General features: G+C 70.3%; 19 protein-coding genes. 8 read left to right on the top strand and 11 right to left on the bottom strand.

The window, feature by feature from the left end; genetic code table 11:
- Positions 1 to 2: 2 nt before the first annotated feature.
- Positions 3 to 761 carry a hypothetical protein gene (locus C8D87_RS05650; protein ID WP_215732182.1) on the bottom strand — a complete coding sequence of 253 codons (759 nt, stop codon included), beginning with the start codon at positions 759 to 761 and terminating at the stop codon, positions 3 to 5.
- Between the two features lie 24 nt (positions 762 to 785).
- Between C8D87_RS05650 and C8D87_RS05645 the strand changes: the two genes are divergently transcribed.
- Positions 786 to 2105 (top strand): cellulase family glycosylhydrolase, encoded by a 1320-nt coding sequence (locus C8D87_RS05645; protein ID WP_112225776.1) that lies wholly within the window; start codon positions 786 to 788, stop codon positions 2103 to 2105.
- A gap of 71 nt (positions 2106 to 2176) precedes the next feature.
- Complete coding sequence (locus tag C8D87_RS05640) at positions 2177 to 2791, top strand: aspartate/glutamate racemase family protein (protein WP_109636403.1); 615 nt, start codon at positions 2177 to 2179, stop codon at positions 2789 to 2791.
- On the opposite strand, the gene C8D87_RS05635 is transcribed toward C8D87_RS05640, so the two are convergent.
- Positions 2785 to 3606, bottom strand: a complete 822-nt coding sequence (locus C8D87_RS05635) for a rhamnogalacturonan acetylesterase (protein WP_233439479.1) — start codon at positions 3604 to 3606, stop codon at positions 2785 to 2787. The genes C8D87_RS05640 and C8D87_RS05635 overlap by 7 nt on opposite strands.
- 177 nt (positions 3607 to 3783) lie before the next feature.
- Between C8D87_RS05635 and C8D87_RS05630 the strand changes: the two genes are divergently transcribed.
- The 4 genes from C8D87_RS05630 to C8D87_RS05615 all read left to right on the top strand — a co-directional run bounded on the left by C8D87_RS05630 (position 3784) and on the right by C8D87_RS05615 (position 9539).
- On the top strand, positions 3784 to 6825 hold the full coding sequence (locus C8D87_RS05630) for a glycoside hydrolase family 2 TIM barrel-domain containing protein (protein WP_112225775.1): 3042 nt from the start codon (positions 3784 to 3786) through the stop codon (positions 6823 to 6825).
- A 7-nt stretch (positions 6826 to 6832) separates the two neighbouring features.
- Positions 6833 to 7723: an extracellular catalytic domain type 1 short-chain-length polyhydroxyalkanoate depolymerase gene (locus tag C8D87_RS05625; RefSeq protein ID WP_109636406.1), complete on the top strand. Its 891-nt coding sequence runs from the start codon at positions 6833 to 6835 to the stop codon at positions 7721 to 7723.
- A 79-nt stretch (positions 7724 to 7802) separates the two neighbouring features.
- A complete protein-coding gene (locus tag C8D87_RS05620) occupies positions 7803 to 8477 on the top strand; it encodes a DUF1345 domain-containing protein (protein WP_109636407.1) in 675 nt (224 codons plus the stop codon).
- Between the two features lie 156 nt (positions 8478 to 8633).
- Positions 8634 to 9539 (top strand): PucR family transcriptional regulator, encoded by a 906-nt coding sequence (locus C8D87_RS05615; RefSeq protein WP_211337298.1) that lies wholly within the window; start codon positions 8634 to 8636, stop codon positions 9537 to 9539.
- A gap of 2 nt (positions 9540 to 9541) precedes the next feature.
- Here C8D87_RS05615 and C8D87_RS05610 read toward each other — a convergent pair whose 3' ends face one another.
- The 9 genes from C8D87_RS05610 to C8D87_RS05570 all read right to left on the bottom strand — a co-directional run bounded on the left by C8D87_RS05610 (position 9542) and on the right by C8D87_RS05570 (position 21681).
- Positions 9542 to 11230: an ABC transporter permease subunit gene (locus C8D87_RS05610; protein ID WP_109636408.1), complete on the bottom strand. Its 1689-nt coding sequence runs from the start codon at positions 11228 to 11230 to the stop codon at positions 9542 to 9544.
- Positions 11227 to 12675, bottom strand: a complete 1449-nt coding sequence (locus C8D87_RS05605) for an ABC transporter substrate-binding protein (RefSeq protein WP_112225774.1) — start codon at positions 12673 to 12675, stop codon at positions 11227 to 11229. The genes C8D87_RS05610 and C8D87_RS05605 overlap by 4 nt, the downstream gene beginning before the upstream one ends.
- A gap of 14 nt (positions 12676 to 12689) precedes the next feature.
- Complete coding sequence (locus C8D87_RS05600; RefSeq protein ID WP_109636410.1) at positions 12690 to 13889, bottom strand: MFS transporter; 1200 nt, start codon at positions 13887 to 13889, stop codon at positions 12690 to 12692.
- Between the two features lie 137 nt (positions 13890 to 14026).
- Complete coding sequence (locus C8D87_RS05595; RefSeq protein WP_109636411.1) at positions 14027 to 15484, bottom strand: glycoside hydrolase; 1458 nt, start codon at positions 15482 to 15484, stop codon at positions 14027 to 14029.
- Between the two features lie 171 nt (positions 15485 to 15655).
- On the bottom strand, positions 15656 to 17563 hold the full coding sequence (locus tag C8D87_RS05590) for a DUF2264 domain-containing protein (protein WP_233441915.1): 1908 nt from the start codon (positions 17561 to 17563) through the stop codon (positions 15656 to 15658).
- Positions 17560 to 18576 carry a hydroxyacid dehydrogenase gene (locus tag C8D87_RS05585; protein ID WP_233439481.1) on the bottom strand — a complete coding sequence of 339 codons (1017 nt, stop codon included), beginning with the start codon at positions 18574 to 18576 and terminating at the stop codon, positions 17560 to 17562. The genes C8D87_RS05590 and C8D87_RS05585 overlap by 4 nt, the downstream gene beginning before the upstream one ends.
- Complete coding sequence (locus C8D87_RS05580) at positions 18573 to 19382, bottom strand: carbohydrate ABC transporter permease (protein ID WP_109636505.1); 810 nt, start codon at positions 19380 to 19382, stop codon at positions 18573 to 18575. The genes C8D87_RS05585 and C8D87_RS05580 overlap by 4 nt, the downstream gene beginning before the upstream one ends.
- Before the next feature lie 47 nt (positions 19383 to 19429).
- Positions 19430 to 20359: a carbohydrate ABC transporter permease gene (locus tag C8D87_RS05575; RefSeq protein WP_112225773.1), complete on the bottom strand. Its 930-nt coding sequence runs from the start codon at positions 20357 to 20359 to the stop codon at positions 19430 to 19432.
- Positions 20356 to 21681, bottom strand: a complete 1326-nt coding sequence (locus C8D87_RS05570; RefSeq protein ID WP_109636413.1) for an ABC transporter substrate-binding protein — start codon at positions 21679 to 21681, stop codon at positions 20356 to 20358. The genes C8D87_RS05575 and C8D87_RS05570 overlap by 4 nt, the downstream gene beginning before the upstream one ends.
- A 103-nt stretch (positions 21682 to 21784) precedes the next feature.
- On the opposite strand from C8D87_RS05570, the gene C8D87_RS05565 reads away from it, so the two are divergent.
- Together C8D87_RS05565 and C8D87_RS05560 are read left to right on the top strand one after the other, a co-directional pair.
- Entirely contained in the window at positions 21785 to 22900 is a 1116-nt protein-coding gene (locus C8D87_RS05565) for a substrate-binding domain-containing protein (RefSeq protein ID WP_112225772.1), read from the top strand.
- A gap of 44 nt (positions 22901 to 22944) precedes the next feature.
- Positions 22945 to 23679 (top strand): class I SAM-dependent DNA methyltransferase, encoded by a 735-nt coding sequence (locus C8D87_RS05560; RefSeq protein ID WP_112225771.1) that lies wholly within the window; start codon positions 22945 to 22947, stop codon positions 23677 to 23679.
- Positions 23680 to 23688 lie beyond the last annotated feature (9 nt).

Raw genomic sequence — 23688 nt, 5'->3', positions numbered from 1 at the left:
GATCAGCAACCGATCCGCTTGGTCGCCAACGCGATGTCGTCCAGCCAGAGGTCGTAGGCGCCGTCGTTCGGCTGGTAGAGCTGCCAGCCGAACTTGACGGCGTCGAAGCGCGGGAACACGAAGTCCACCGGGTTTCCGCCGTGGTTGCGCGTCGACACGGTCAGATCCGGCTGCGGGACGCCGTCGAACCAGAGCTCGACCCTGTTGTCGGCGGCGTCCATCCGCCACTCGACGCACTGCCAGACGTCCTCACGGGACGGGGCCGACTCGCGCCAGTTCGTCCAGTCGCCGGTCGGTCCGCCGTCGGCACCGACGCCCCAGAACACACCCGGCGCGGTGGGCGCGTACTGCCCGCCCAGTGGCCGCACGATCTCCGGGCCCTGGCCGGTGGCCTCGATCAGCGTGTAGTGGGCCCAGTCGGGCCGGCGCGGGAACGCGTCGACCTTGAGCCGCACCCGGCCGTAGAAGCTGTTGCCGGGCGGCGCGAAGTCCTCCACCCGGAGGAACGCCCGGCCGTTGCGTTCGGTGTGCACGTGCAGAACCCGTTGGCCGCGCGGCGCTTTTTCGACGGTGAGGGTGCCGTGGCTGGTGTCGACACCCCATTTGAGACTCGTCGCGCCACCGAGCGGGACGGACTGGAAGTCCTCGCAGAACAGCACGTTCGGGCGTGCGCAGGAGGGGGAGTGATCCGCGATGGCGAGCGTCGCCCCCGTCGCGAGCTGGAGTGCCAGGAACACGGACAACGCTTTCCACTTTGGCATGCCTGAAGATTAGGAGATCACCGGATGAGAAGGAACTACTTGGCGCTGGGCGTCGCCGCGGTGGCGGTGGCCGCGTCGGCACTGGTGTCCCAGGCGGCTCCGGCGCCCGCGGCGACAGGGCTGCACATCAGCGGCCGCGACGTCGTGGAGGCGGACGGCGAGAAGTTCGTGATGCGCGGGGTGAACCACCCGCACGTCTGGTACGAGTCGCGCACCGGTTCGTTCGCCGACATCAAGGCGTTGGGCGCCAACACCGTTCGAGTCGTTCTGGGCACCGGCAAGCGGTGGGGCCCTTCGGACGACGTCGCCCAGGTGATCTCGCTGTGCAAGCAGAACAAGATGATCTGCGTGCTGGAGGTGCACGACACCACCGGCTACGGCGAGGAGCAGGCGGCGGCGAGCCTGGACGAGGCCGCGGACTACTGGATCGGCCAGAAGGACGTGCTGGCGGGCCAGGAGGACTACGTCATCATCAACATCGGCAACGAGCCGATCGGCAACACGAACGCCGCCCAGTGGACCGACGCCACCGCGAACGCCGTGCGCAAGCTGCGTGCCAACGGTTTCGAGCACCTGCTGATGGTCGACGCGCCGAACTGGGGCCAGGACTGGCAGAACGTCATGCGCACCACCGCGCAGACGGTGTGGAACGCCGACGAGCGCCGCAACACGGTGTTCTCGATCCACATGTACAGCGTCTACAACCAGGCGTCGAGCATCATCTCGTACTTCGACGCCTTCGAGACCATGGGGCTGCCGCTGGTGGTCGGCGAGTTCGGCTGGCGGTTCGCGAGCGGCGAGGTCGACCACGAGACGATCCTGGCGGAGACGCAGCGGCGCGGCATGGGCTATCTCGGCTGGTCGTGGAGCGGCAACACGGATCCGATCCTGGACATGGCCACGAACTTCGACGCCACCCAGCTCACCACGTGGGGACAGCGGATCTTCAACGGTGCCAACGGCATCAAGGCGACGTCGAAGGAGGCCACGATCTTCGGCGGCACACCGCCCACGACCACGACGACCACACCGGCACCCGAAAAGGGTTGCACGGCAACCTATTCCGTCGCCAACCAGTGGCCGGGCGGTTTCCAGGCCGACGTCCGCGTCACCGCGGGCGGTGCGGCCATCAGCGGCTGGACGATCACGTGGACCTTCACGGGCGGGCAGACCGTCAACCAGGCCTGGAGCGCGACGGTCACTCGCAGCGGGGCGGACGTGACCGCGGTGAACATGGCTTACAACGGCAACCTCGGTGCCGGCGCCAGCGCCACGTTCGGGTTCATCGGCTCGTGGAACGGCTCCAACCCCGTCCCGGCTGTGACGTGCACGGCACGGTGGTGACATAGGCTCCCCGGCGTGGCGGGCCCGCGGAAACGTTCTGCGTTGATCGCCCGGCTGGTGAGCGCCCGGCGATGGGACCGGAGTCGATCGAGAGCCACTACGACGAGGCGCTCAGCGTGCCGGGGCTGCTGACGGAGATCGCCGCCGGGGAACAGTCCGGTGTGGACGGTTACGTCGTCGCCTGCTTCGGCGACCCTGGACTCGACGCCGCACGGGAGCTGGCGGCGGGCCCGGTGGTCGGCATCGCCGAAGCCGCCATGCGCACGGCTGCCTACCTGGGGCGGGGTTTCACCGTCGTGACCACGCTGTCGCGCACCCGCGGCCGGGCCTGGGAGCTCGCCGAGCGCTACGGGATGCGCGGGCTGTGCCGCGGCGTGCACGCGTGCGACATCCCGGTGCTGGAGCTCGACCGGGATCCGGGCGCTCTCGGCGTCGTCACGGCCGCCTGCGCCCGCGCCGTCGAGGAGGACGGCGCGGACGCGGTGGTGCTCGGCTGCGCGGGCATGACGGACTGGGCGCCGTCGATCTCGGCGGCGATCGGCGTGCCGGTGGTCGACGGCGTCCAGTCCGCCGTCCTCACCGTGCAGGCGTTGGTGGAGATGGGACTGCGCACCGGCAAGCGGGACGAGTTCGCTCTCCCGCGGCCGAAGCGGTACGCGGGGTTGTTGCGCGACTTCGGCTACTGACTCGGCCAGACGGTCGCACTGTCCGGGATCTGGGCGTTGAGCCGCCGGAACGAGCCGCCCGGCAGGACGCCCTGGTTGCGCAGCGCGGTCGCGACGAGCCGGGCGACCTCGATCGCACCAGCGGCCTGGAAGTGCGTGTTGTCCTCCACGCCGTCGGGATAGTTGGGGTACTGCCCGGCCTTTAGGTGCATGAAGTACTTCTTCGTGCCTTCAACGCCCACGCGGTTGAAGAGCGCCGTGCTGGACGCGGTCAGGTCGATCAGCGGCACGCGCTTGGCCGCCGCGAGCTCACGCATCGCCGCCGGGTACGCGCCGTGCGTCGGGGTGATGGTTCCCGCGCTGCTGAAGCGGCGCCGTTCCACGGAGGTGACCAGCACCGGCTTCGCGCCCTTCGCCCGGCTCCTGTCGATGAACTGGGAGAGGTACGACTTGTAGGTCGTCGACGGCTCGGTGTAGCGCGCCGGGTCCTCCTTCTTCTCGTCGTTGTGCCCGAACGAGATGAGCAGGTGGTCGTTGCGCTTGATCCGGGCCAGGATGTGGTCGAGGCGGCCCAGATCGACGAAGCTCTTGGAGCTGGCCCCCGACAGGGCCTCGTTCACCACCACGGCGTTGGGGGTGAGGAACACCGGCAGCGCCTGGCCCCAGCCGGCTCGGGGCGCCTGCGGGGACGTGTAAGTGGACGCGGTGGAGTCTCCGGCGACGAAGACCTGGACCGGGGTTGCCGCCGAGGCACCCGTGACGGTCAGCGTGGCCACGACGAGGCCGATGACGGCAGCGGCCATTGCCGTGGCGGTGGCCGCCATTCGGCTGTTCACCGTTGTGAACCTCTTCTCATCCGGTACGAAATTCCGGCAGAGCTGATCGCGAAAGTGGATGCTACCTCTTGCGCGGACATGCGGTAAGCGCTTTCCTGTCGGACAGGAGTTGGCGCGCAATTCGCGACGGGGCGGTGAGTTTTGATTATTCGACGGTCGATTCGATGGTCGAACAAATTGTGGGGACTTGCTCTTGGCTGCGCGGTCGCGGTAGGGCTGTGCACGGCCTCCACGGCAGCGCAGTCCGCGCCGGTCGAGCAGGTCCGCGCGGCTGGGCGAGCGGTCGACTTCACCGGTGCGTGGAAGTTCGCGCTGGTCAACAAGACCGGCGAGGACGCGCCGCAGCCGGACGCGAACGATCCGGCGTGGCGGGACACGCGGCTGCCGCACGACTGGAGCATCGGGCTCGACCCCGTCGAGGGGCCGCACACCGGAGCGGGAACGGGCTTTTTGCCCGGTGGTCTCGGCTGGTACCGCAAGACGTTCACTTTGCCGTCGTCGATGGCGGCGAAGAAGGTGTCGATCGAATTCGACGGCGTCTACATGGACTCCGAGGTCTATCTCAACGGAGTGCTGCTCGGTCGTCATCCATATGGTTACACCGGTTTCGCCTACGACCTCGACGCGCACACCGATGGCACGCCGAACGTTCTCGCGGTCAAGGTGCGCAATCAGGTGCCGAGCAGCCGGTGGTACTCAGGCAGCGGCATCTACCGCGACGTCCGGCTGGTCGTGACGGATCCCGCACACGTCACGCGCCACGGCGTGCAGGTGACGACGCCGGACCTGGCGAACACGATCAAGTCCGGCTACGCCACGATGCGCGTGGCGACCACCGCCGCGGCCGAGAACAGCACCGAGGCGGAGATCGTCTCGACGGTGCGCGATCCGCGCGGCCGGATCGTCGGCAGGGGCACGACGCGTGCGGCACTGGCCGCGCAACCGAGCACCGCGACCACGGACATCAGGATCGACCACCCGGCGCTGTGGTCGGTGGACCGGCCGTCCTTGTACACAGTGGACACCGAGGTCCGGGTGAACGGCAAGGTCGTGGACAGGGTCAGCACCCGCACCGGGGTCCGGTACTTCTCGTTCGACCCGGACAACGGCTTCTCGCTCAACGGCGTCGAGATGAAGCTCAAGGGCGTCAACCTCCACCACGACCTCGGCGCGCTCGGCGCGGCGGTCTCGACGGACGCGATCGTCCGCCAGCTGAAGATCATGAAGAGCATGGGTGTGAACGCGGTGCGCACCTCGCACAACCCGCCGTCGCCGGAGTTCGTGAAGGCGTGCGACGAGATGGGCATCCTGCTGCAGGTCGAGGCGTTCGACACCTGGCGCGCGCCCAAGGTGAAGTACGACTACGGCCGCTTCTTCGACGCCCACAGCAGCGCCGACGTCCGCGAGATGGTGCACGCCGCGAAGAACTCGCCCGCGGTGGTGATGTGGTCGATCGGCAACGAGATCCCGGACTCCAGCGGGGCCGCGGGGCCGCCGATCGCCCGCAAGCTGATCGACGACGTGCGTGCTGTCGACACCACCCGGCCGATCGTGATGGGCACCGACCGGTACCGCAGGGTGCCCGCCGTCGGCTCACCGCAGGACCAGATCCTGCAGATGCTCGACGGGCTGGGCCTCAACTACAACAACGCGTCCTCGATCGACGAGCTGCACACGCGCTATCCCACCAAGTTCTTCTTCGAGGCCGAGTCCTCCTCGTCCACCTCCACCCGCGGCTACTACCAGGACCCGGACCAGCTCAACACCGGCGAGAACCACACGCCGGGCAAGCGCAACACGTCCTCCTACGACAACAACCTGGAGACGTGGACATACAGCGGTGAGTACGGCCTGAAGAAGGACCGCGACCGCAAGTGGTTCGCCGGCCAGTTCCTGTGGACGGGCATCGACTACATCGGTGAACCCACGCCGTACAACGTGTTCCCGGTGAAGTCGTCGTTCTTCGGCGCGGTGGACACCGCCGGGTTCCCGAAGGACTTCTACCACCTGTTCCGCAGCCAGTGGAGCAACGAGCCGATGGTGCATCTGCTGCCGATGAACTGGACCAGCCACAAGCCGGGCGAACAGGTGTCGGTGTGGGCGTACAGCAACGCGGACACCGTCGAGCTGTACCGCAACGGCAAGTCGTTGGGGGAGCGGAAGTTCGACACGAAGACCACCACGTACGGCGCGAAGTACCTGGAGACCACCGAGGCGACCGGTGACGACAAGACCGTCACCACTGGCCCGTACCCCGGTAGCTACACGAGCCCGAACGGCAGTGCGGGCAAGCTGCACCTGACCTGGTCGGTGCCGTTCGAGCCCGGCCGGCTCGTCGCGGTCGCCAAGCGCGGGGGAGTGGAGGTCGCGCGGGACGAGGTCCGCACCGCGGGTGAGCCGCACGCGATCAAGCTGACGCCGGACCGCAGGGTGGTCAAGGCGGACGGTGAGTCGCTCACCTTCGTCACCGCCGAGGTCGTCGACCGCGCGGGCGTGGTCGTGCCGGACGCGGACGACCTGATCTCGTTCCAGGTCCGCGGCGGCAGCCTCGCCGGGCTGGACAACGGGCGCCAGGAGAGCGCCGAGAACTACCAGGCGGCCTCGCGCACCGCGTTCAACGGCAAGGCGCTCGCGATGGTCCGATCAGGACAGACATCGACCGCGATCACGGTGACGGCGCGCGCGTCCGGTCTGCGCACGGCGACCACGATGGTCGCGGCGATCGGTGGACGCCCAGGCCGCGTGCAGGTCACGGATCCCGCACCGGGAACTCCGGTGGCGCCGCCGGCGGTGGACGCGAGCTACTCGGGTGCACCGGGCACGATCCCGGCCGCCATGCTCGACGGCAACCCTTCGACGTACTGGTCGAACTACTACCTCAAGCGCGCCACGGCCTTGCTGCCCGCGGTCAGCCGCGCGCACGCGACGGACTGGGTGTCGCTGCCGGTCCGCGACGGCCTGGCCGGCTCGGTGCGGGCGTCCTTCCTCGCCGACGCATCGCACGCGAGGCCCGCTTCGATCGCGGTGTCGTACTGGGACGGCTCGAAGTTCGTGCCCGTGCGCGACGCGAAGGTGGAGTGGGCCACCGAACCGGGCAAGCCGACCAGCATCACGTTCGCTCCCGTGCGGAGCGACCGCATCCGCCTCGAACTCGCCAGTTCCGCACCCGGGACCGCACAGGGGTTCCTGGGTGTCTCGGAAGCAACGGTCGGACGTTAGGAGCGTCATGTTCCGCGCAGCTTTGGCCGCAGCGGTCCTGCTCGGTCTCGTGGTCACGCCGCAGGCCTCCGCGGCGAGCCTCGTCGAGGTGACCGGCTTCGGCCCCAACCCCAGCAACCTCCGCATGCACGTGTACAAACCGGACCGCGTCGCCAGCCGGCCGGGCATCCTGCTGGCTCCGCACTACTGCACCGGCTCGGGCCCGGACATGTACCGCAACACGGAGTTCGCCCGGCTTGCCGACCAGTACGGGTTCGTCGTGATCTACCCGACGGCGACCCGCACCGAGAAGTGCTTCGACGTGTCGTCGCCGCAGGCCCTGAGGCGTGACGGTGGCAGCGATCCGGTCGGGATGATCTCGATGGTGCGCTGGGCATTGCGGCAGTACCAGGGAAACCCGGCCCGTGTGTACGTCACGGGCATCTCCTCCGGTGCGATGGCGACCAACGTGATGGTCGCCAACTACCCCGACGTCTTCGACGCCGGAGCGGCGTTCGCGGGCGTTCCCGACGGCTGCTTCGCGACCACCAACGGTTCCCTCTGGAACACCGAGTGCGCCAACGGCCGGGTGCTGAAGTCCCCGCAGCAGTGGGGTGACATCGCGCGGTCGGCCTACCCCGGCTACATCGGCAAGCGGCCGCGCATGCAGTTGTGGCACGGCACCAACGACGACGTGCTGAGGTACCCGAACTTCGGCGAGGAGGTCGACCAGTGGACCAACGTCCACCGGTTGTCCACCACGCCGACGTCCACCGACCACCCGCAGCCGAACTGGACCCGCCGCAAGTACGGCGACAAGGTCGAGGCGATCTCGATGCAGGGCGTCGGGCACAACCTGATGGCGTCGGGGATGGCGTTGCGCGCCATCCAGTTCTTCGGCCTGGACCGCCGGGTGTGAACACGGGTGTGGGGCGGGAGCCGGCTCCCGCCCCACACGTCGCAGCGGAGACGGCGGACATGTCGTACCTTCGGGTCTCATGCCAGACGATCTCCCGGCCCGCCCACCGTCCGACGACGGCTTCGTCCTGGCGAGGGCGAAGTTCGCGACCGTGCTCGCCGCGGGGGTCGCCGCCGGCCTCGCGGTCTCGCTCGCCGGCCACGCCGAGTTCGGACCGCTCGTCGGCTGGGACGTGGCCACGCTGGTCTACCTGACCTGGGTGTGGATCCTCATCTGGCCGATGGACGCCGAGGAGACCGCCCGGCACGCCGTGCGCAACGACCCCACGCGCACCGTGACGGAGATCGTGCTGCTGCTCGCGGCAGTCGCGAGCCTCGTGTCGGTCGGTTTCGTGCTCGCCCGTGCCGCGGAGACCTCTGGCGCGTCGGAACTGCTGCGCGTGGGGCTGGGCGTGCTGTCCGTCGTGCTGTCGTGGACGGTGGTGCACACGATCTTCGCGTTGCGCTACGCCCGGCTGTATTACTACGACGTCGACGGCGGCATCGACTTCAACCAGGCGGATCCGCCCGATTACGGCGATTTCGCCTATGTCGCCTTCAGCATCGGCATGACGTTCCAGGTGTCGGACACGTCGTTGTCCACCAGGGAGATCCGCCGCACCGCACTGCGGCACGCGTTGTTCTCCTACCTCTTCGGCACCGGCCTGCTCGCCACGACCATCAACCTCGTCGCGAGCCTCAGCAGCGGCAACTGAGTCCTGTGTTGTGCGCGTTCACAGAATTTGCTCAACCATGCGCGGCGGCTAATGAAATGCACGTCACAGCGCAGAAAAACGAATTGAGACGGGTTCCCAATGGTGATTTGACGCATGACCGGTTGACGTTGTGAGCGCGCACATCAAAACTGCGAGGTGGTCCTGCCTAACCCCGCTCCCGGCTGGGAAGCCGACTCCGCGCGCGTCCTGCGCGTGGCCGGTGACCGCGAGCAGCGGCTCGCCGAGTTCCGCGCGAAGGTGCGGGCGGCCGGTGCGCAGTGGGCCGGTAACCGGCCGGTGGAGCTGACCGAGCTGTTGTGCGCGGCCGCTGCCGACGACCCGGAGCTTCTGCGGCTCGCGCGCGCCGGTGCCCAGTTGCTCGAGGACTTCCTCGACGGGCTCTGCTGCAACGCCGTGCCGCCTCGGTCCGGCGACCTCGCCGCCGACCTGATCGACGGCAAGGCGGTGCCGCACGACGTACTGGCCAGGCTTGCGCCGGTCTACGTGGTCCTGGTCTCAGAACAGCGTGACGTGCCGGTGCACGAACACGAGTGCCAGGGCGTTCTCCGCACGACCAGGTCCGGGCTCCTCGTGCTGCTCGTGCCGGAACGCGAGACCGAGCTGCTGGACAGGATCACCGGTCAGCTGGCTAGCGGCAGCAGGTGGGTCGCCACCGCCAGGCGGCCGGTCGCCGAGCTCGCGGACGCCTGGATCGAGGCCACCGAGGTGCTGCGCCTCGTCTCGGCGGGGTGCCGTCCGCCGGGCACGTACGCCGTGTCCGATGTGCTGGTGGAGCAGGCGATCGCCGCCAGCACCGCGGTCACCGCCCAGCTGGCCGAGATCATCAGACCCGTGCGGGAGAACCAGGTTCTGTGGGAGACGCTGGTCTCCCTCGTCCACGCGGACTTCAACCGCAACCAGGCTGCCCGCGACCTGTTCGTGCACCGCAGCACGATGGACTACCGGTTGCAGCGCATCGCGAAGATCACCGGCTGGGACCCGGCCGCCGGTCACGGCGCTCAGCTGCTGAGAGCGGCGCTGTTCGCCGACGCCGTGGCCTGACGTCAGCGCATCCGCCCGGCCGCCACCACCGCACCGACGCCGATCAGCACCAGTGCCGCCGCGGGAAACGCGACCACCCACGGCGCCCGCTCGACGTTCGGCATGCCTTCAGCCAGCAGCACACCCCACTCGGGTTGGGGTGGCTGGGCGCCGAGGCCGAGGTAACCCAGCGACGCGAGCGCGAGCGCGATGGCGGGAAGACGCACGAAAGCGTTGCGCAGCACGGGAGGCACGACGGCGGGCAGCACGTGCCGGAACATGATGTGCCGGGTGCTCGCGCCCAGCGCCCGTGCGGCGGTGAGGTGGGCGCTGCCGCGTTGCTCCAGCGCGAGCGACCGCGCGTGGGCGGCCGGGGGAGCCCAGGCCACCGCGGCGACCGCGACCACGGCGCTCGTCCACCCCGGACCGGCCGTCGCCGCCACGGCCAGCGCGACCACCACCGCCGGCAGCGCGTTCACCAGGTCCGCGGCCCCGGATCCGCGGCGTCCCGCGACACCGACCAGCAGAGCGATCACGACGACCAGCGCGGTCACTCCCGCCGCCAGCGCGGCGGTGTGCAGCGCGCCGTGCGCGACCCTGGCGAGCAGATCGCGGCCCAGCGCGTCCGTGCCCATCGGGTGCGCCGCGGACGGAGGCAGGAGTCGCGCCGCGAGGTCCACTGTGAACGGATCGCGCCAGATTCCCCACAGCACCACGCCGGTCACGACCACCGCGGGCAGTGCGAGGTGCAGCCGGCCGGACGTGATCTCTCGCGGTGCCGCGGCCTCCAGCGCCCCGTCGGTGAGAGCCGGACCGAGCAGCAACCGCTGGGCCACCGCACCGAGAGCGCCCGCCGCGGCACCCACGAGCAGGATCACGAGCACGCACGCCTGGACGACCGGCACGTCCTGCGCCAGCGCCGCGTCCACCGCGAGCCTGCCGAGCCCCGGTACGCCGAACACCACCTCGACCGTCGCGGCACTGCCGAACATGCCGGCGACCACGATGCCGAGCTGCCCGGTCACCACGGATCCCGCGCGGCGCACCACAGCCACAGCGATCGTGCGCACCCGGAAACCCGCGGCCGTCCACGAGCGCCGCCACGGCGCGGTGAGCGCGTCGCGCAGGGCGTCACCGGCGACGACGGCGAGCACCGCACCGGCCGGCGTCCCCAGCGCGATGGCGGGCAGCACGGCGTAGCTGAGATCGCGCCAGCCCGACGTCGGCAGCCACCCGAGCCGGACGGCGAACACCAGCAGCAGCACCGAGCCGATGAGGAACTCGGGCAGGGCCGCGAGCACGGCGGCGAAGCCCGCGCGACCGGCAACGGACTGGCCGCGCAGGCCACGCACGAACGGACGGGCGACCAGCGCGGTCATCACGAGGATCGCGACCAGCGCCGCGAGCGCGGTCAGCGTGACGGACACGCTGATCGCCGCCCCCAGCTGCCCCGTCACCGGCTCACCGGACACCCACGAGGTGCCGAGATCGCCGTGCAGTGCCCGGCTCGACCAGCGGCCGAGCAGCTCGAACGGCCCGCCGTCCAGACCGAGCTCGCGCCGCACCGACGCGAGCGCCTCGGCGTCGGGCTCGCGTTCTGCGGAACGGGCCCGCAGCACCGAGAGTGCCGGGTCCCTGCCCGCCAGCAGCGGCAGCAGGCCGATCACCGCCGTGAGGCCCAGCAGGGCGCAGAGCCGTCCGAGCAATCTCATGAAACGCTGGTCTTGCTGGTGATCAGCAGGCGGTCGTACGGGTCGGTGGACAGGCCGCTGACGCCGGCCGAACGCCCGATGATGGTGCGCTCGTGCACCAGCGGGACCACCGCGTTGGTGGCGAGCAGCGCGTCCTGCGCCCGCATCGCCGCCGCCTGGCGGGCGGGGACGTCTTCGATCGCCAATGCCTGGCCGATGGCGGCGTCCAGCGCCGGGTCGCACACCTTGACGAGGTTGAAGCCGCCGGAACAGCTGAAGTCGAGGTTGAGGTTCGCGGCCAGGTCACCGTTGTCCTGCGCGTACGAGCGGGAGAAGATCACCGCGTCGAAGTTGCCCGCGAGCAGGTCGGGCTCGAGCTGGCTGTACTTGCGCACCACCTGCTCGACCTCGAAACCCTTGCCGCGCAACGACTCGGCGACGGCGGTGACGACTCCGGGAAGTTCCGGCCGGTCGCTCCAGGTGGCCAGGGCGATCTTCTGGCCGCCCGCGGTCGCACCGGTCGGCGTGACCTGCCGCGGTGCCGTGTTCCGGAAGACACCGGTGGCGGCGTCGGCGTGGCCCTCGTAGACGCCCTTCGCGAGAGCGGCGGGATCGACCGCTTCGCGCACCGCGGCCCGCAACCGCGGGTCCGCGAACGGCGGCTTGGCCGTGTTGAGCAGCACCGACACCGTCCTCGGCAGCGGCACCTCCTCCGTGGTGACGTTGGCGAGCGCGCTGATCGGCACGTTCGTGGCGACGTCGACCTCGCCCGCTCGCAGGGTGGCGCTGCGGGTGTTGCCGTCGGGCACGAACCGGACGTCGACGCCCGCGAGCTCGGGAACGCCGTCCCAGTAGCCGTCGAACCGCGCGAGCGCCGCGCCGTTCGCCACGTCGAGATCCGCCAGCACGAACGGTCCGGTGCCCGCCTTCGCCGGGTTCACCCGTTCGCCCTGGTAGGCGGCGGGGGCCAGCACGACGAGGTTCGCCGTCGAAAGCCGTTGCGGCAGCGTGGGATCGGGCGCGGTGGTGCTCACCTCGAGGTCGAGGTCGCCTGCGGCCTTCGCGGTCACCCCGACACCCTTGATCGCGCGGGGCACCGGGCTGGCGGCCGCCGCCCGGCTGAGCGCGTCCGCGGCGGCAGCGGCGGTGAGCGCGGTGCCGTCGTGGAACTTCACGCCCGCGCGAATGCGGAACGACCACGTCGTCGGGGACTTGCGCGTCCAGCTCTCCGCCAGCAGCGGCTGGGGCCTGCCCTCGGGGTCGAGCCGCACGAGGGTTTCCGCGATGCCGAGCCTCGTGAGCGTGACGCCGTCGTCTCCCCAGGGCGACAACGACTGCACGGGCGCGAACGGCAGTGCGACACGCAACCGCGCCGGGCCTTCCGCCTGGCTGCCGGCGAAACATCCCGCGGTCAGCCCGCACACGGAGAGCACCGCCGCGGCGAGCAGGGTACGTCGCAACAACATGGTGAGCCTTTCGATCAGGAGAGGTGCGCGCGTCGCCGGCCCGCGAAGGCCATCACGCAGGCGCCTGCCAGCGGCAGGAGTCCGAGCAGGAGCCACGCGACGCGGCCGTGTTCCAACAGGGCACCGCTCGCGGTGCTGCCGACGAGCACCGCCACGCCGCCTGCGGACGCCAGCACGCCGAAGTGTGCGCCCAGCCTGCGGTCACCCGCGAGCATCGGCACGAGCTCCATGGCGAACGGGACGACCAGCATCTGGCCGAAGATCAGCAGGACGACGAACGCGGTGGCGCCCACCAGTCCCGGCGGCCGCAGCGCGACCACGCCGAACGCGAGCGCCAGGACGCTGAAACCGACCACCAGCGCCCGGTCGCGGCCGAGCAGCCGCCTGGCGAGCCCGGTCGTCGGCAGCTGGCCGAACACCACGAGCGCCGACGCGAGCGCGAACAGCAGTCCCAGCACCTGGTCCGGCGCGCCGACGCGGTGCAGCTCGGCGGGCAGCCCGAGGTACAGCTGGTTGTACGAGACGAGGTAGGCCGAGTACCCGGCCGCGAAGAGCAGGAACGCCCGGTTGCCGAACACCTCACGCCAGCCGTCGAAGATGCCCTCGTCACGGTGCTCGCCCGGCCTGCGCGGCAGAAACCTCAGGTGCAGCAACGCGATCAGGACGAACAGCACCGCGCCGATGACGCAGGTGGCCGGAAAGCTCGCGGAGAGAACGACGCCGAGCAGCGGTCCGATCACCGTGCCGACCTCGCCCGCCATGGAGCGGATCGCGAACGTGTCCGCCCGTGCGTCCGGACCCGCCTCGCGCGCCAGCGACGCCTCCGCCGCGGGCGAGAACAACGCCCCGGCGAACCCGACGAGCATCACTCCACAGAGGACGGTGGGCAACGCGGTCGCGGCGGCCAGCACGCCGAAGCCGGCCGCACGCACCAGGCAGCCCGCGAGGATCAGCGGCTTCGCGCCGAACCGGTCGGTGAGCACACCGCCGACCGCGAACATGCCCTGCTGGCTGAACGTCCGCACGCCGAGCACCAGGCCGACCAGCCATCCGGCCAGTCCGAGGTCGTCGGCCAGGTGCCCGGCGAGGTACGGCAGCACGAGGAAGAAGCCGATGTTGAACAGCAGCTGGCTCAGCACCAGCAGCCGGGCGGTCCCGGTGAGCGCGCCGAACCGGCCCAGCGCTCGCGAACGACCGCGAAGTGCTGTGCCCACGCTCTGCCTCGTTCCCGCCTGCGAAATGATTCACGGCGAGCGTATGTGAGCGTTACCTAAGTTCTGGCCACCGTTGGGTGGTTGCCGAAAGATCTTCCGTCTTTTTCGGGTTGCCACATGCGCACGTGCGCATCGGATCAGACCGACGTCCCGTCCAGCTGGAACGTCTGCACCTGCCCCGCCGCGAACGGCACGCGCAGCAGCTTGCCGTCCAGCCGGACGTCGGTGCGCTGGGTGTACCTGTCGCTGCCGCTGGTCGTCGACGTGGACCACCTGGTGATCAACCCGGTCGGCAGGGTGCCGAACCGGCTGAGGTCGAAGGTGATCGTCTGCGCCGAGGTCGCGGTGTTGACGCCGACGAGCACGAGCCTGCGGGCGGCGGGGTCGTAGGCGACCGCGGCGTTTCCGGTGGACGCGGAGATGATCCGCATACCGGGCCGGATGTGCCGGGTGAACTGTGCCAGCACGTAGAGCTTGCGCTGCACGGCGCCCGGCTGCAGCGTGTTCGGGTCGTAGGCGATCATCGCCCACTCCGGGGTCGGGTCCATCACCTGCCAGTAGCACCACGCGGTCGGGTGCAGCCAGCGCCAGTCCAGGCACAGGTTGCTGGCCATGGTGAGCCCGGTGCCGTCCCTCTCGCCGGACTCGGAGTTCCAGAGCACCTTGCCCGCCGCCCTGGCGTCCGTGTAGAGCAGGTCCCGGCGGCCGCCGGAGCCCTGGTAGCCGTGCACGTTGATCTGGTTGACGACGGACTTCGTCGTGGCGTCGAACGAGTTCCACGTGCTGCGCGCCACGTCGTAGCTCGTCTCGTCGGACGCCGCGATCCGCATGCCGGACAGGCCGCGGTTGTTCAGCTCCTGCCGCAGGTACTGGAGCACGGTCCGCTGCAGCGAGGGGTCGAAGTGGCAGCCTTCCTGTTTTCCGGTGGCCGACCAGTAGTTGGACGCGGGCTCGTTGAACGGTTCGACCGTGCGGAACGTGACGCCGAAGCGGTCGCGGAACTGCCGGGCGACCTCGGCCATGTAAGCGGCGTGGGTGCGGTAGTTCCAGGACTGGAGGTTGTTGCTGCTCGCGTTGGCGGCGCCGGAGGGGTTGTGGTTGATGCACATCCACCACGCGGGGGAGTTGGAGAACAGCTCCGTGATCGCGCCGCGTGCCACCGCCTTCACCACGGACGCGCGTTGTTTCGCGTCCGCGCCCCACTGCCACGAGTTCGGATCGGTGTTGCGCCAGTCCTGCCAGAACGTCTCGATCTGCTTGAAGCGCGGGATGTTCGGCGAGGCGACCATCCTTGCCCCGTCGACCGTGTTCCAGCTGCACGCGCCGAGGTTGTAGCGGGCGATGTTCATGCCGAGGCCGGGCAGGGTCGTTCCGTTGTAGGTGACGGACTTCGTGGTGAACCACAGGTCCGCGAAGTCGTCCCGGTCGCCGAACACGTTGGCCCACCAGGCGAGGGAGGTGCCCCAGCCTTCCCACGTGCCGTAGCTCGTGGCGGGGTCGATGGTGATGGTCTGGTCGGCGCCGGCGTTCGTGCCGATGGCTGTCGCCGCGATGGCGGCCGCCGCACCGGACAGCACTGTCCTGCGGGTGACCATTTCTCCTCCTGGGTCGTGTCCTGTAGGTCGGTTCGATGAGAGCCACGTCCGAGCGGTTTTCTGACGGTGCCGCCGCGATCCCCTCATCCCGGGCGTATTCGGGGGTTGCGGCGGTGCCGTCAGAAAAACCCTCGGGCGCGGCTAGCGCGGACGAGACCTGCAGGACACCACCTAGGGATCGGGCAGGGTGATCCTCGTGTCTGGTCCGTCGCTCCACCGCAGCACGATCTCGTTGCCGTGCCAGAGGAGGAGCGGGTTGGTCATCACGCCGTGGCCACGGTCCAGGCGCACGGCCGCAGCGAGCACGTCACCACGCGCGACGGGCCCGGCTGTCGCCACCCACGGCGTCGCGACGTACTTGCCCAGCGGTGACGTGCCGGTGCCGGTGTGCACGCCTGCCTGGTCGAACCCGCGCAGGGCGCACAGCTCAGAACGCAGCCGCGCGCCGCTGACCGAGACCTCCACGCCGTCCGCGATCTCGGCGCGTGGCCGGGTGTCGGCGGCGACGGGCCAGCCGGACAGCCGCAGCCGGGCGTCCGTCTCGCCGTCCACGCGCACGAGCCGGATCTCGACGCCGCCGCGCACCACCGAGACCACCAGCACGGCAGGCCCTTCGACGATCTCGCCCTCGCGGCCGGAACCGTGGTCCGGCGAATCGTCCGCGCTGGTGTCGACCCAGCGCACGGGTCCCCGCGACGCTCCGGCGACGACACCGCCGGGCATTTCTTCGGTGAACACCGTCTCGAAGCCCGCGCGGTGGCTGGCCGCACCCGCGGAGTCGAGCAGCACCACCGAGTTGTCCGTGACGGCGGGCATCGTCGCCGTGGAGTAACCCAGCTTGGCGTACAACGGGGAGTCCGCTCGCCGGTCGCCGGGCAGCGCGTGGTCCGTGCCGTGGTTGATCGTCGTGACGATGCCGTCGGCGAGGCGGCCCGACACCAGCCAGCCGGGCGCGGAGATGACGCGGGTGAAGTCCTGCGTCTCCACCGGCAGCGGGCGTTCCACGTCCGTCCACACGGGATGGTCGGCGGGCAGTGCGAGGCCGAGCATGCCCTTGGCGGCCCAGTAGGGCGAGCCCGGGCCGGAGTACGCCTGGCGGATCGCGGGCCAGTCGCCGTGCCAGCCGAGGCGCAGCACGCCGTCCGGTTCGAGCGAGCCGTGGTCGACGAAGTGCCGCAGCACACCGGACGCGGCGCGGCGCAGCAGCCCCGGTTCAGGTCCCGGCGTGCCGGTGATAGCGGCGACCCAGAACGGTGCCGCGGCGGCGAACCGGTAGGTCAGGCTGCGGCCCTGCATCAACGGCGAGCCGTCGGCGCCGAGCAGCGCCACCGCGTCGTCCAGGTAGCGGGTGAGGTCGTCCGTCCAGGTCCGGCGGGTTTCCTGCGAGCACAGCGAGTCCGGGATGCCGAACAGGTGCGTCCACAGCAGCGGGTACAGGTGCAGCGCCCAGCCCGTGTAATGGTCGAACGCGCGTTCCTCGCCGTCGCTGAGCCAGCCGCCCTCGCGCCGGAACGAGGCGTGCAGGGCGAGGTCGTGCTCGATGTCCTCCTGCGACCAGGGACCACCCACCTCCCGCAGGAAGGACTCGACGACGATCCGGAACCACACCCAGTTGATCGGCGGGTACGGCTGGCCGATCACGGTGGCGAGCCAGTCGACGACCCGTGCGCGCACACCGTCGTCGAGCTGGTCCCACAGCCACGGCCTGGTCAGCTGCAGCACCAGCGCGATCGACGCGGCCTCGACCTTGGCCTGTCCCAGTTCGTCCGGGCGCGGCCAGGCTTCCGGGGAGTGCGGGTCGGTGCCGGCGGCCAGGCCCCAGGCGTACCGCTCCAGCAGCGCGGGATCGCCACCGCCCGCGACCCGGAATCCGGCGAGCAGGAACGTGCGGGCGAATCCTTCGAGGCCGTCGGACACCAGGCCGTACCGGCTCGGTTCGCCGGGCAGGTCGATGCGCGCGCAGCGTGGGGACCAGTGCCGGTTGACGGCGTCGAGCATGTGGTCGGCGGTCGCCTCCCAGTGGGCGCGGGTCCAGCCCGTGCGCGGGGAGAGGCGGCGGTCTTCCGGCGGGAGCATCATGCCTGCACCGTCAGCCCGTGCCTGGTCACCGGTTCCAGCGGCGGTTGCCCGCCCGCGTAGCGCTCCAGCTCGTCGAGCGCCGCCGCGGCCATGAGCCGTGTCTCCGAGCCCAGCGACCCCGCGATGTGCGGCGTGATCACCACGTTCGGCAGGTCGTACAGCCGCGACCAGGCCGGCAGCGGCTCGGGATCGGTCACGTCCAGCACGGCGTGCAGGCGCCCGTGCAGGCAAGCCTCCTCCAGCGCGGCGGTGTCCACGAGGGACCCGCGCGCGGTGTTGACCAGCGTGGCGTGCTCGGGCAGCGCGGCCAGTTCCGCCGCGCCGATCAGATGGCGCGTCTCCGGCAGCGCCGGTGCGTGCAGGCTCAGCACGTCGGCCTGAGGGAGTGCCTCGGCGAGAGTGACGACCTCGGCACCGGCCGCCCGCACCAGCACGGGGTCGACGACCGGGTCGACGACGAGCAACCGGCCCGCCTGCAGCCGCCGCAGCAGCTCCACCACCCGCCTGCCGACCCGGGAGAACCCGACCAGCACGATCGTGCGGCCCAGGCCGGACAGCTCGCCGCGCCGCTCGCGGTAGCTCCAGTCCTCGCGGAACCGGCGGGCGTCCGCGGCCAGGAACGGCACCTTCTTGAACGCCCACAGGATCGCCGCGACCGTGTAGTGGGCGACCGGTTCGGCGTTGACGTGCGCGGCCGTCGTGACCAGGACGTCGCGGTCGAACACGGCGTCACCCACGTGCGACCGCACGCTGCCCGCCGCGTGCAGGGCGGCGCGCAGCCGGGGTGCAGCCGCCAGCACGTCGGAGTCGATCGGCGGGCAGCCCCACGAGGTGATCAGCACCTCCACGGAGGCCAGGCGGCGGCGCACGGCCGGTGCCGAGAAGTCGTGCGCCACCAGGGGATCGCCGAGCTTGGCCAGCCTGCGCAGCCGCGCGAGCTCGAGCGCGCCGAACTGCTGGTCGGCGACGTCCGGGCTCATCGCGAGCATGACCTCCGGCCGGTGCTGCGTCACTTCACGCTCCCCGCCGCGAGGCCCTTGCGCCACTGCCGGTTGAGCACGAGGAACGCCACCACCAGCGGCAGCACCGCGAGCAGCGAGCCGGTGATCACCAGCGGCGTGTACTGCGGGAACTGGTTCTGCCGGGTGCTCCACTGGAAGAGACCCAGGCTGACCGGGAAGAGCTTCGGGTTGGTGAGCAGGACCAGCGGCAGGAAGAAGTTGTTCCAGATCGCGATGAACTGGAACAGCAGCACGGTCACCACACCGGGACGCATCATCGGCAGCGCCACGGTGAAGAACGTGCGCAGCTGGCCCGCCCCGTCGACGCGCGCCGCCTCCAGCACCTCGTCCGGCACAGACGCGTCGGCGTACACCCTGGCGAGGTAGACGCCGAACGGGTTGGTGAGCAACGGGATGAACACCGCCCAGAACGTGTCCACGATCCGCAGCTCGGACGCGAGCAGGTACATCGGCAGCGCCAGCACGGTCGTCGGCACGAGCACGCCGGTGAGTGTGAGCGCGAACAGCAGCTTCCTGCCGGGGAAGCTCGTTTTGGCGATGGCGTACCCGCAGGCGGCGCAGATCAGCGCGCCGATCACCGCTCCACCGCCCGCGTACAGCACGGAGTTGAGCAGCCAGTGCCAGAAGATCCCGTTCTCCTGGGCGAACAACGCCTTGACGTTGGCCCAGAGGTTCCACTGGCCGAACTCGAACGCACCTGTGGTGGAGAAGTCGCCGAGCGACTTGGTCGCCGAAGTGGCGAGCCACACCAGCGGCAGCAGGCTGTAGAGAGCCGCGATGACCAGGACCAGGTGCACCGCCGGGATGGAAACCCAGCGCGACCTGCGGTCCACAACGGACGTGCTCACCGCGACCTCCTCGTCGAGAAGCGCATGACGACGGCGGACAGCACCGCGCAGATCACCGCGAGCAGCACCGACGCCGCCGCGGCGCGCCCGTTGTCACCGGCCACGAACGCGGCCTCGTACACGTACATGCTCGGCGACCAGGTGCTGGTCACCGTGCCGGTGAAGCCCCTGAGCACCATGGGTTCGGTGAACACCTGCAACGAACCGATGACGGTGAACACCACCGCCACGAAGATCGTCGGCCGGATCACCGGGATCTTGATCGACCACGCGGTGCGGAAGCCGCCCGCGCCGTCGGCTCGCGCCGCCTCGACGATCTCCCTGGGGACGGCCTGCAGGGCGGTGTAGAAGATGATCATGTTGTAGCCGACCCACTGCCACGTCGCGATGTTGGCGATCGAGGGCAGCACGGCGCTGTCGCTCAACGGGTCGAAGCCGAGCAGGTTCTTGATCGGGCCGATCGTCGGGCTGTAGAGGTAGGCCCAGATCAGGCCGCCGATGACCACCGGCACGGCGTACGGCACGAACACCGCGAGCGACCACATCCGCCGCAGCCGCACGACGGCGGAGTCCAGCAGCAGAGCCAGGATCAGCGCGCCGATCAGCATGCTCGGGATGTGCACGAGAGCGAACAGCGCGACGTTGCCCAGTCCCGCGTGGAACGCCTTGTCCGCGATCACCGAGACGTAGTTGCCGAGCCACACGAACACGTGCTGCGGCCCGGAGAAACCCAGTCCCTGCAGGCGTTCGGTGAACAGGCTGAGGTACAGCGCGTACAGCACGGGGACCAGCACGGTGCTCACGAGCAGCACCAGGAACGGCATTGCCAGCACCAGTCCCGCGAAGTCCTTCTTGCGGGTCCTGGTGACCGGTGCCGCGGACGGTTCGTCCAGCACGGGTGCGCGCTCGGGCGCGAGGACGCTCATGCCGTCTTCCCTTCCCGCACCGAGAGTCCCTTGGCGCGCATGTCGGCCACGGCGTGCTGCTGAATCTTCCGCAGAGCGTCCGGCAACGTCGTTCCGCCGCTGCGAACGGGCCCGAAGGCGTCGGAGATCGTGGAGAACAGCCGCAGGGCGTTCGGCCCCCAGGTCCAGTCCGGCACCCGCTTCGCCGCCTCGTCGAGGACGTCGTAGACGGGATCGCCGATGAAGTAGCCGCCCTTGTACGCCTGCCGCGCGATGGCGCGGTTGGGGAGGTGCGCGGGGAACGGCGTGGTGAACGTGCTGCCGATCTTCGGCACCTCCGGGTTCGTGCTGAGCCAGCGCAGGAACGTCATGGCGGCCTCTGGTGCCTTGCTCTCCGCGGAGATGCCGAACGCCGTGCCGCCCTGCACCCCGTTGGCGGCCTTGCCGTTCCACGTCGGCATGGTCGCCACGGCCCAGCGGCCGGTGTCCTTCGGGATCGACCTGCCCAGCGTGCCGACGCTCCACGACGCGCCGAGCAGGCCCCAGAGCTTGCCGTCGTGCATCCCGGCGATCCAGTCCTGCGTGCCGTGCACGACCCCCGCGACGAGGTTCTCCGTGATCATCGACTGCCAGAACGACCCGGTGCGCACCGTGCCCTCACCGGCGATGTCGACAGCCCAGGTGTCACCTTCCGCCGTCCACCACGGATCGCCCGCCTGCCACGACATGCCGGCGAAGAACGAGCCGTCGTTGAGCGGGAACGAGCAGATGCGCGCCTGCGGGTCGACCTGCTTGACGGCGGCCGCCGCCGTGCGGAACTCGTCCCACGTGCGCGGCAACGCGATGCCGTGCTGGTCGAACAGGTCCTTGCGGTAGTAGAAGACCATCGGCGCGATGTCCATCGGCACTCCCCACGTCCGGCCGTCGGGCCGCACACCGCGCCACGCGGCGGGGGAGTACTGGCTCTCGAGATCGGCCATGTCCGCGGTGAGGTCGCGCAGCCCGCCGGTGAGCAGGATCTGCGGCAGACCCTGGTACTCGACGTGCAGGACGTCCGGCGCGTTGTGCGCCCGGATGGCGTTGGTCTGCTGGGCGTAGCCGCCGGACAGACCCGCCGCGATCACCCGCAGCTCGACGAACACGTCCTTCTGCGCGGCGTTGAACGCGGCGACGTACTTGTCCATGCCGGTCAACCAGGACCAGATGGTGACAGGGGTGGCGCCCGGCGGTGCGGCGGTGGCAGTGCAGCCGCCGACGAGGCCCGCCGCGCCCAGTGCGGCGGTGGCGCGCAGAAAACCGCGGCGCGAGACGCCGGGGTCCCGCAGCGCTGGGGAAAGCTCCATTGCTGACCCTCCTGCTGGAGTGATGTGGCACACCTCAACGCGTGGCACACTCACTGGTCAACGAAACGATCGGAAACGATCGAAACCGATCAGAAGCGAAGCGATGAACCAGAAGTTGGCTGCTCAGCGCCATGAGCTGATCCTGCGGGCCGTACGGACGCACGGCACCGTCCGCTTGCCGGATCTGGTGGAGCTGCTCGGCGTGTCGGCGGTGACCGTGCGCCGGGACGTGACCGCGCTCGCCGACCGCGGTCTGGTGGTGCGCGTCCACGGCGGGATCACCATGCCCCGCCACGCGGAGCCCTTTCCGCGCGGACCGCAGTCCGTGGTCGGCCCGGCCCAGACGCACCCGCTGGTGGGCATGGTGGCGCCGTCGGTCGAGTACTACTGGCCCGCGGTGATCCAGGGCGCGCAGACCGCCGTGGCCGCGGCGGGCGGCAGGCTGGTGCTGCGGGCGTCCAGCTACGACGCCATCGAGGACCGCCGCCGGGTGTGCGAGCTGCTCGACCGCGGTGTGCAGACCCTGCTGGTAGCGCCGAGCACGACCGGCCGCGCGGGCGTCGAACTGCTGCGCTGGCTGGGGGCGCAGTCGGTGCCCGTCGTGCTCGTCGAACGGCTTCCGCCGCCGGCGTTGCCCACGATCGCCCTCGACGCCGCGGTGACCGACCACGAGATCGGCGCTGGGCTCGCCGTGCGGCACCTGGCAACGCTCGGCCACAGCCGCATCGGCCTGGTCACCTCGCGGCAGAGCCCGCACAGCGACGCCATCCGCGCGGGCTGGACCACGGCCGTGTCGTCGCTGGAGCTGCCGTTCAACGGAGTTCCCGCGCTCGACGTGCCGCCCTACGGCTCTCCACAGTGGACACGAGTGGTCGACCAGGTGATCGACGAGTGCCTGAACGCCTCCGTGCACGCCGTCCTGGTGCACGCCGACCGTGAGGCGATCGGTCTGCTGGAACGCACGCGGGAGCGCGGAGTTCGCGTGCCGGAAGATCTCGCCGTCGTGTCGTACGACGACGAGGTGGCGGCGGCGTCCGATCCGCCGCTCACGGCCGTGCGACCGCAGAAGCACCGGCTCGGGGCGCTCGCCGCCCAGCTCGCGCTGGCACGGCTGGCGGATCCGCTGGACCGGCCGGTGCACCGCGTGGTGCTGTGGCCGACGCTGACGGTGCGGGAGTCGTGCGGGAACGAGCTCAACACGAGCCGCGGCCTCGGGTGAAAACGGGTGGACGATCCGGCGGATCCCGCACCAAGATCGGGGGCATGCGCCAAGAGGACATCTGGGACGCCGAGACCGCGCAGCAGTACGACACCCCTGGCACCGGTGCGTTCGCGCCGGAGGTGCTGGAGCCGATGGTCGAGCGCCTCGCGGCCCTCGCGGACGGCGGCAGAGCCCTCGAGTTCGCCATCGGCACCGGCCGGGTCGCCGTCCCGCTGGCCGCGCGCGGCGTGCCGGTCGCGGGCATCGAGCTGTCCCAGCCGATGATCGACGTGCTGCGCGCAAAGGCCGACGAGGCAACCATTCCGGTGGTCAACGGCGACATGGCCACGGCGCGCGTGCCTGGCGAGCACACCCTCGTCTTCCTCGTCTTCAACACGATCTCGAACCTGTTGACCCAGGCAGAGCAGGTGGAGTGCTTCCGCAACGCCGCGCGGCACCTCGTCCCCGGTGGCCGGTTCGTGATCGAGCTCGGCGTGCCGGCGTTGCGCAGCCTGCCGCCGGGGCAGCCGGCCAGGGTCCGGCACGCTGAACCCGGTTACCTGGCAATGGAAACCTACGACCTCGTGCGCCAGCGCATGATCTCCCACCACCTCCGCTTCGGCGACGGCAGGGAAGCGCGGCTCTTCCGCACCCCGCACCGCTACGTCTGGCCCGCCGAGCTCGACCTGATGGCGCAGATCGCCGGGTTCGAGCTGGAGAGCAGGAACGCGGACTGGCGCGCAGGTGAGTTCACCGATGAGTCGAACTCACATGTTTCGGTCTACCGCTTGACCTGACCCGTTCTG

Source organism: Lentzea atacamensis, assembly GCF_003269295.1.
In the GTDB taxonomy this organism is placed as follows: Bacteria; Actinomycetota; Actinomycetes; order Mycobacteriales; family Pseudonocardiaceae; genus Lentzea; species Lentzea atacamensis.
Note: the sequence above shows the minus strand (reverse complement) of the source record. Positions and strands in the feature narration are given on the sequence as shown.

Coding starts and splice junctions, on each gene's coding strand:
- C8D87_RS05590 (WP_233441915.1), bottom strand. CDS start 17,563: ATGATGCTCCCGCCGGAAGACCGCCGCCTCTCCCCGCGCACGGGCTGG.
- C8D87_RS05575 (WP_112225773.1), bottom strand. CDS start 20,359: ATGAGCGTCCTCGCGCCCGAGCGCGCACCCGTGCTGGACGAACCGTCC.
- C8D87_RS05570 (WP_109636413.1), bottom strand. CDS start 21,681: ATGGAGCTTTCCCCAGCGCTGCGGGACCCCGGCGTCTCGCGCCGCGGT.
- C8D87_RS05595 (WP_109636411.1), bottom strand. CDS start 15,484: ATGGTCACCCGCAGGACAGTGCTGTCCGGTGCGGCGGCCGCCATCGCG.
- C8D87_RS05565 (WP_112225772.1), top strand. CDS start 21,785: ATGAACCAGAAGTTGGCTGCTCAGCGCCATGAGCTGATCCTGCGGGCC.
- C8D87_RS05640 (WP_109636403.1), top strand. CDS start 2,177: ATGGGACCGGAGTCGATCGAGAGCCACTACGACGAGGCGCTCAGCGTG.
- C8D87_RS05605 (WP_112225774.1), bottom strand. CDS start 12,675: ATGTTGTTGCGACGTACCCTGCTCGCCGCGGCGGTGCTCTCCGTGTGC.
- C8D87_RS05650 (WP_215732182.1), bottom strand. CDS start 761: ATGCCAAAGTGGAAAGCGTTGTCCGTGTTCCTGGCACTCCAGCTCGCG.
- C8D87_RS05625 (WP_109636406.1), top strand. CDS start 6,833: ATGTTCCGCGCAGCTTTGGCCGCAGCGGTCCTGCTCGGTCTCGTGGTC.
- C8D87_RS05645 (WP_112225776.1), top strand. CDS start 786: ATGAGAAGGAACTACTTGGCGCTGGGCGTCGCCGCGGTGGCGGTGGCC.
- C8D87_RS05620 (WP_109636407.1), top strand. CDS start 7,803: ATGCCAGACGATCTCCCGGCCCGCCCACCGTCCGACGACGGCTTCGTC.
- C8D87_RS05560 (WP_112225771.1), top strand. CDS start 22,945: ATGCGCCAAGAGGACATCTGGGACGCCGAGACCGCGCAGCAGTACGAC.
- C8D87_RS05610 (WP_109636408.1), bottom strand. CDS start 11,230: ATGAGATTGCTCGGACGGCTCTGCGCCCTGCTGGGCCTCACGGCGGTG.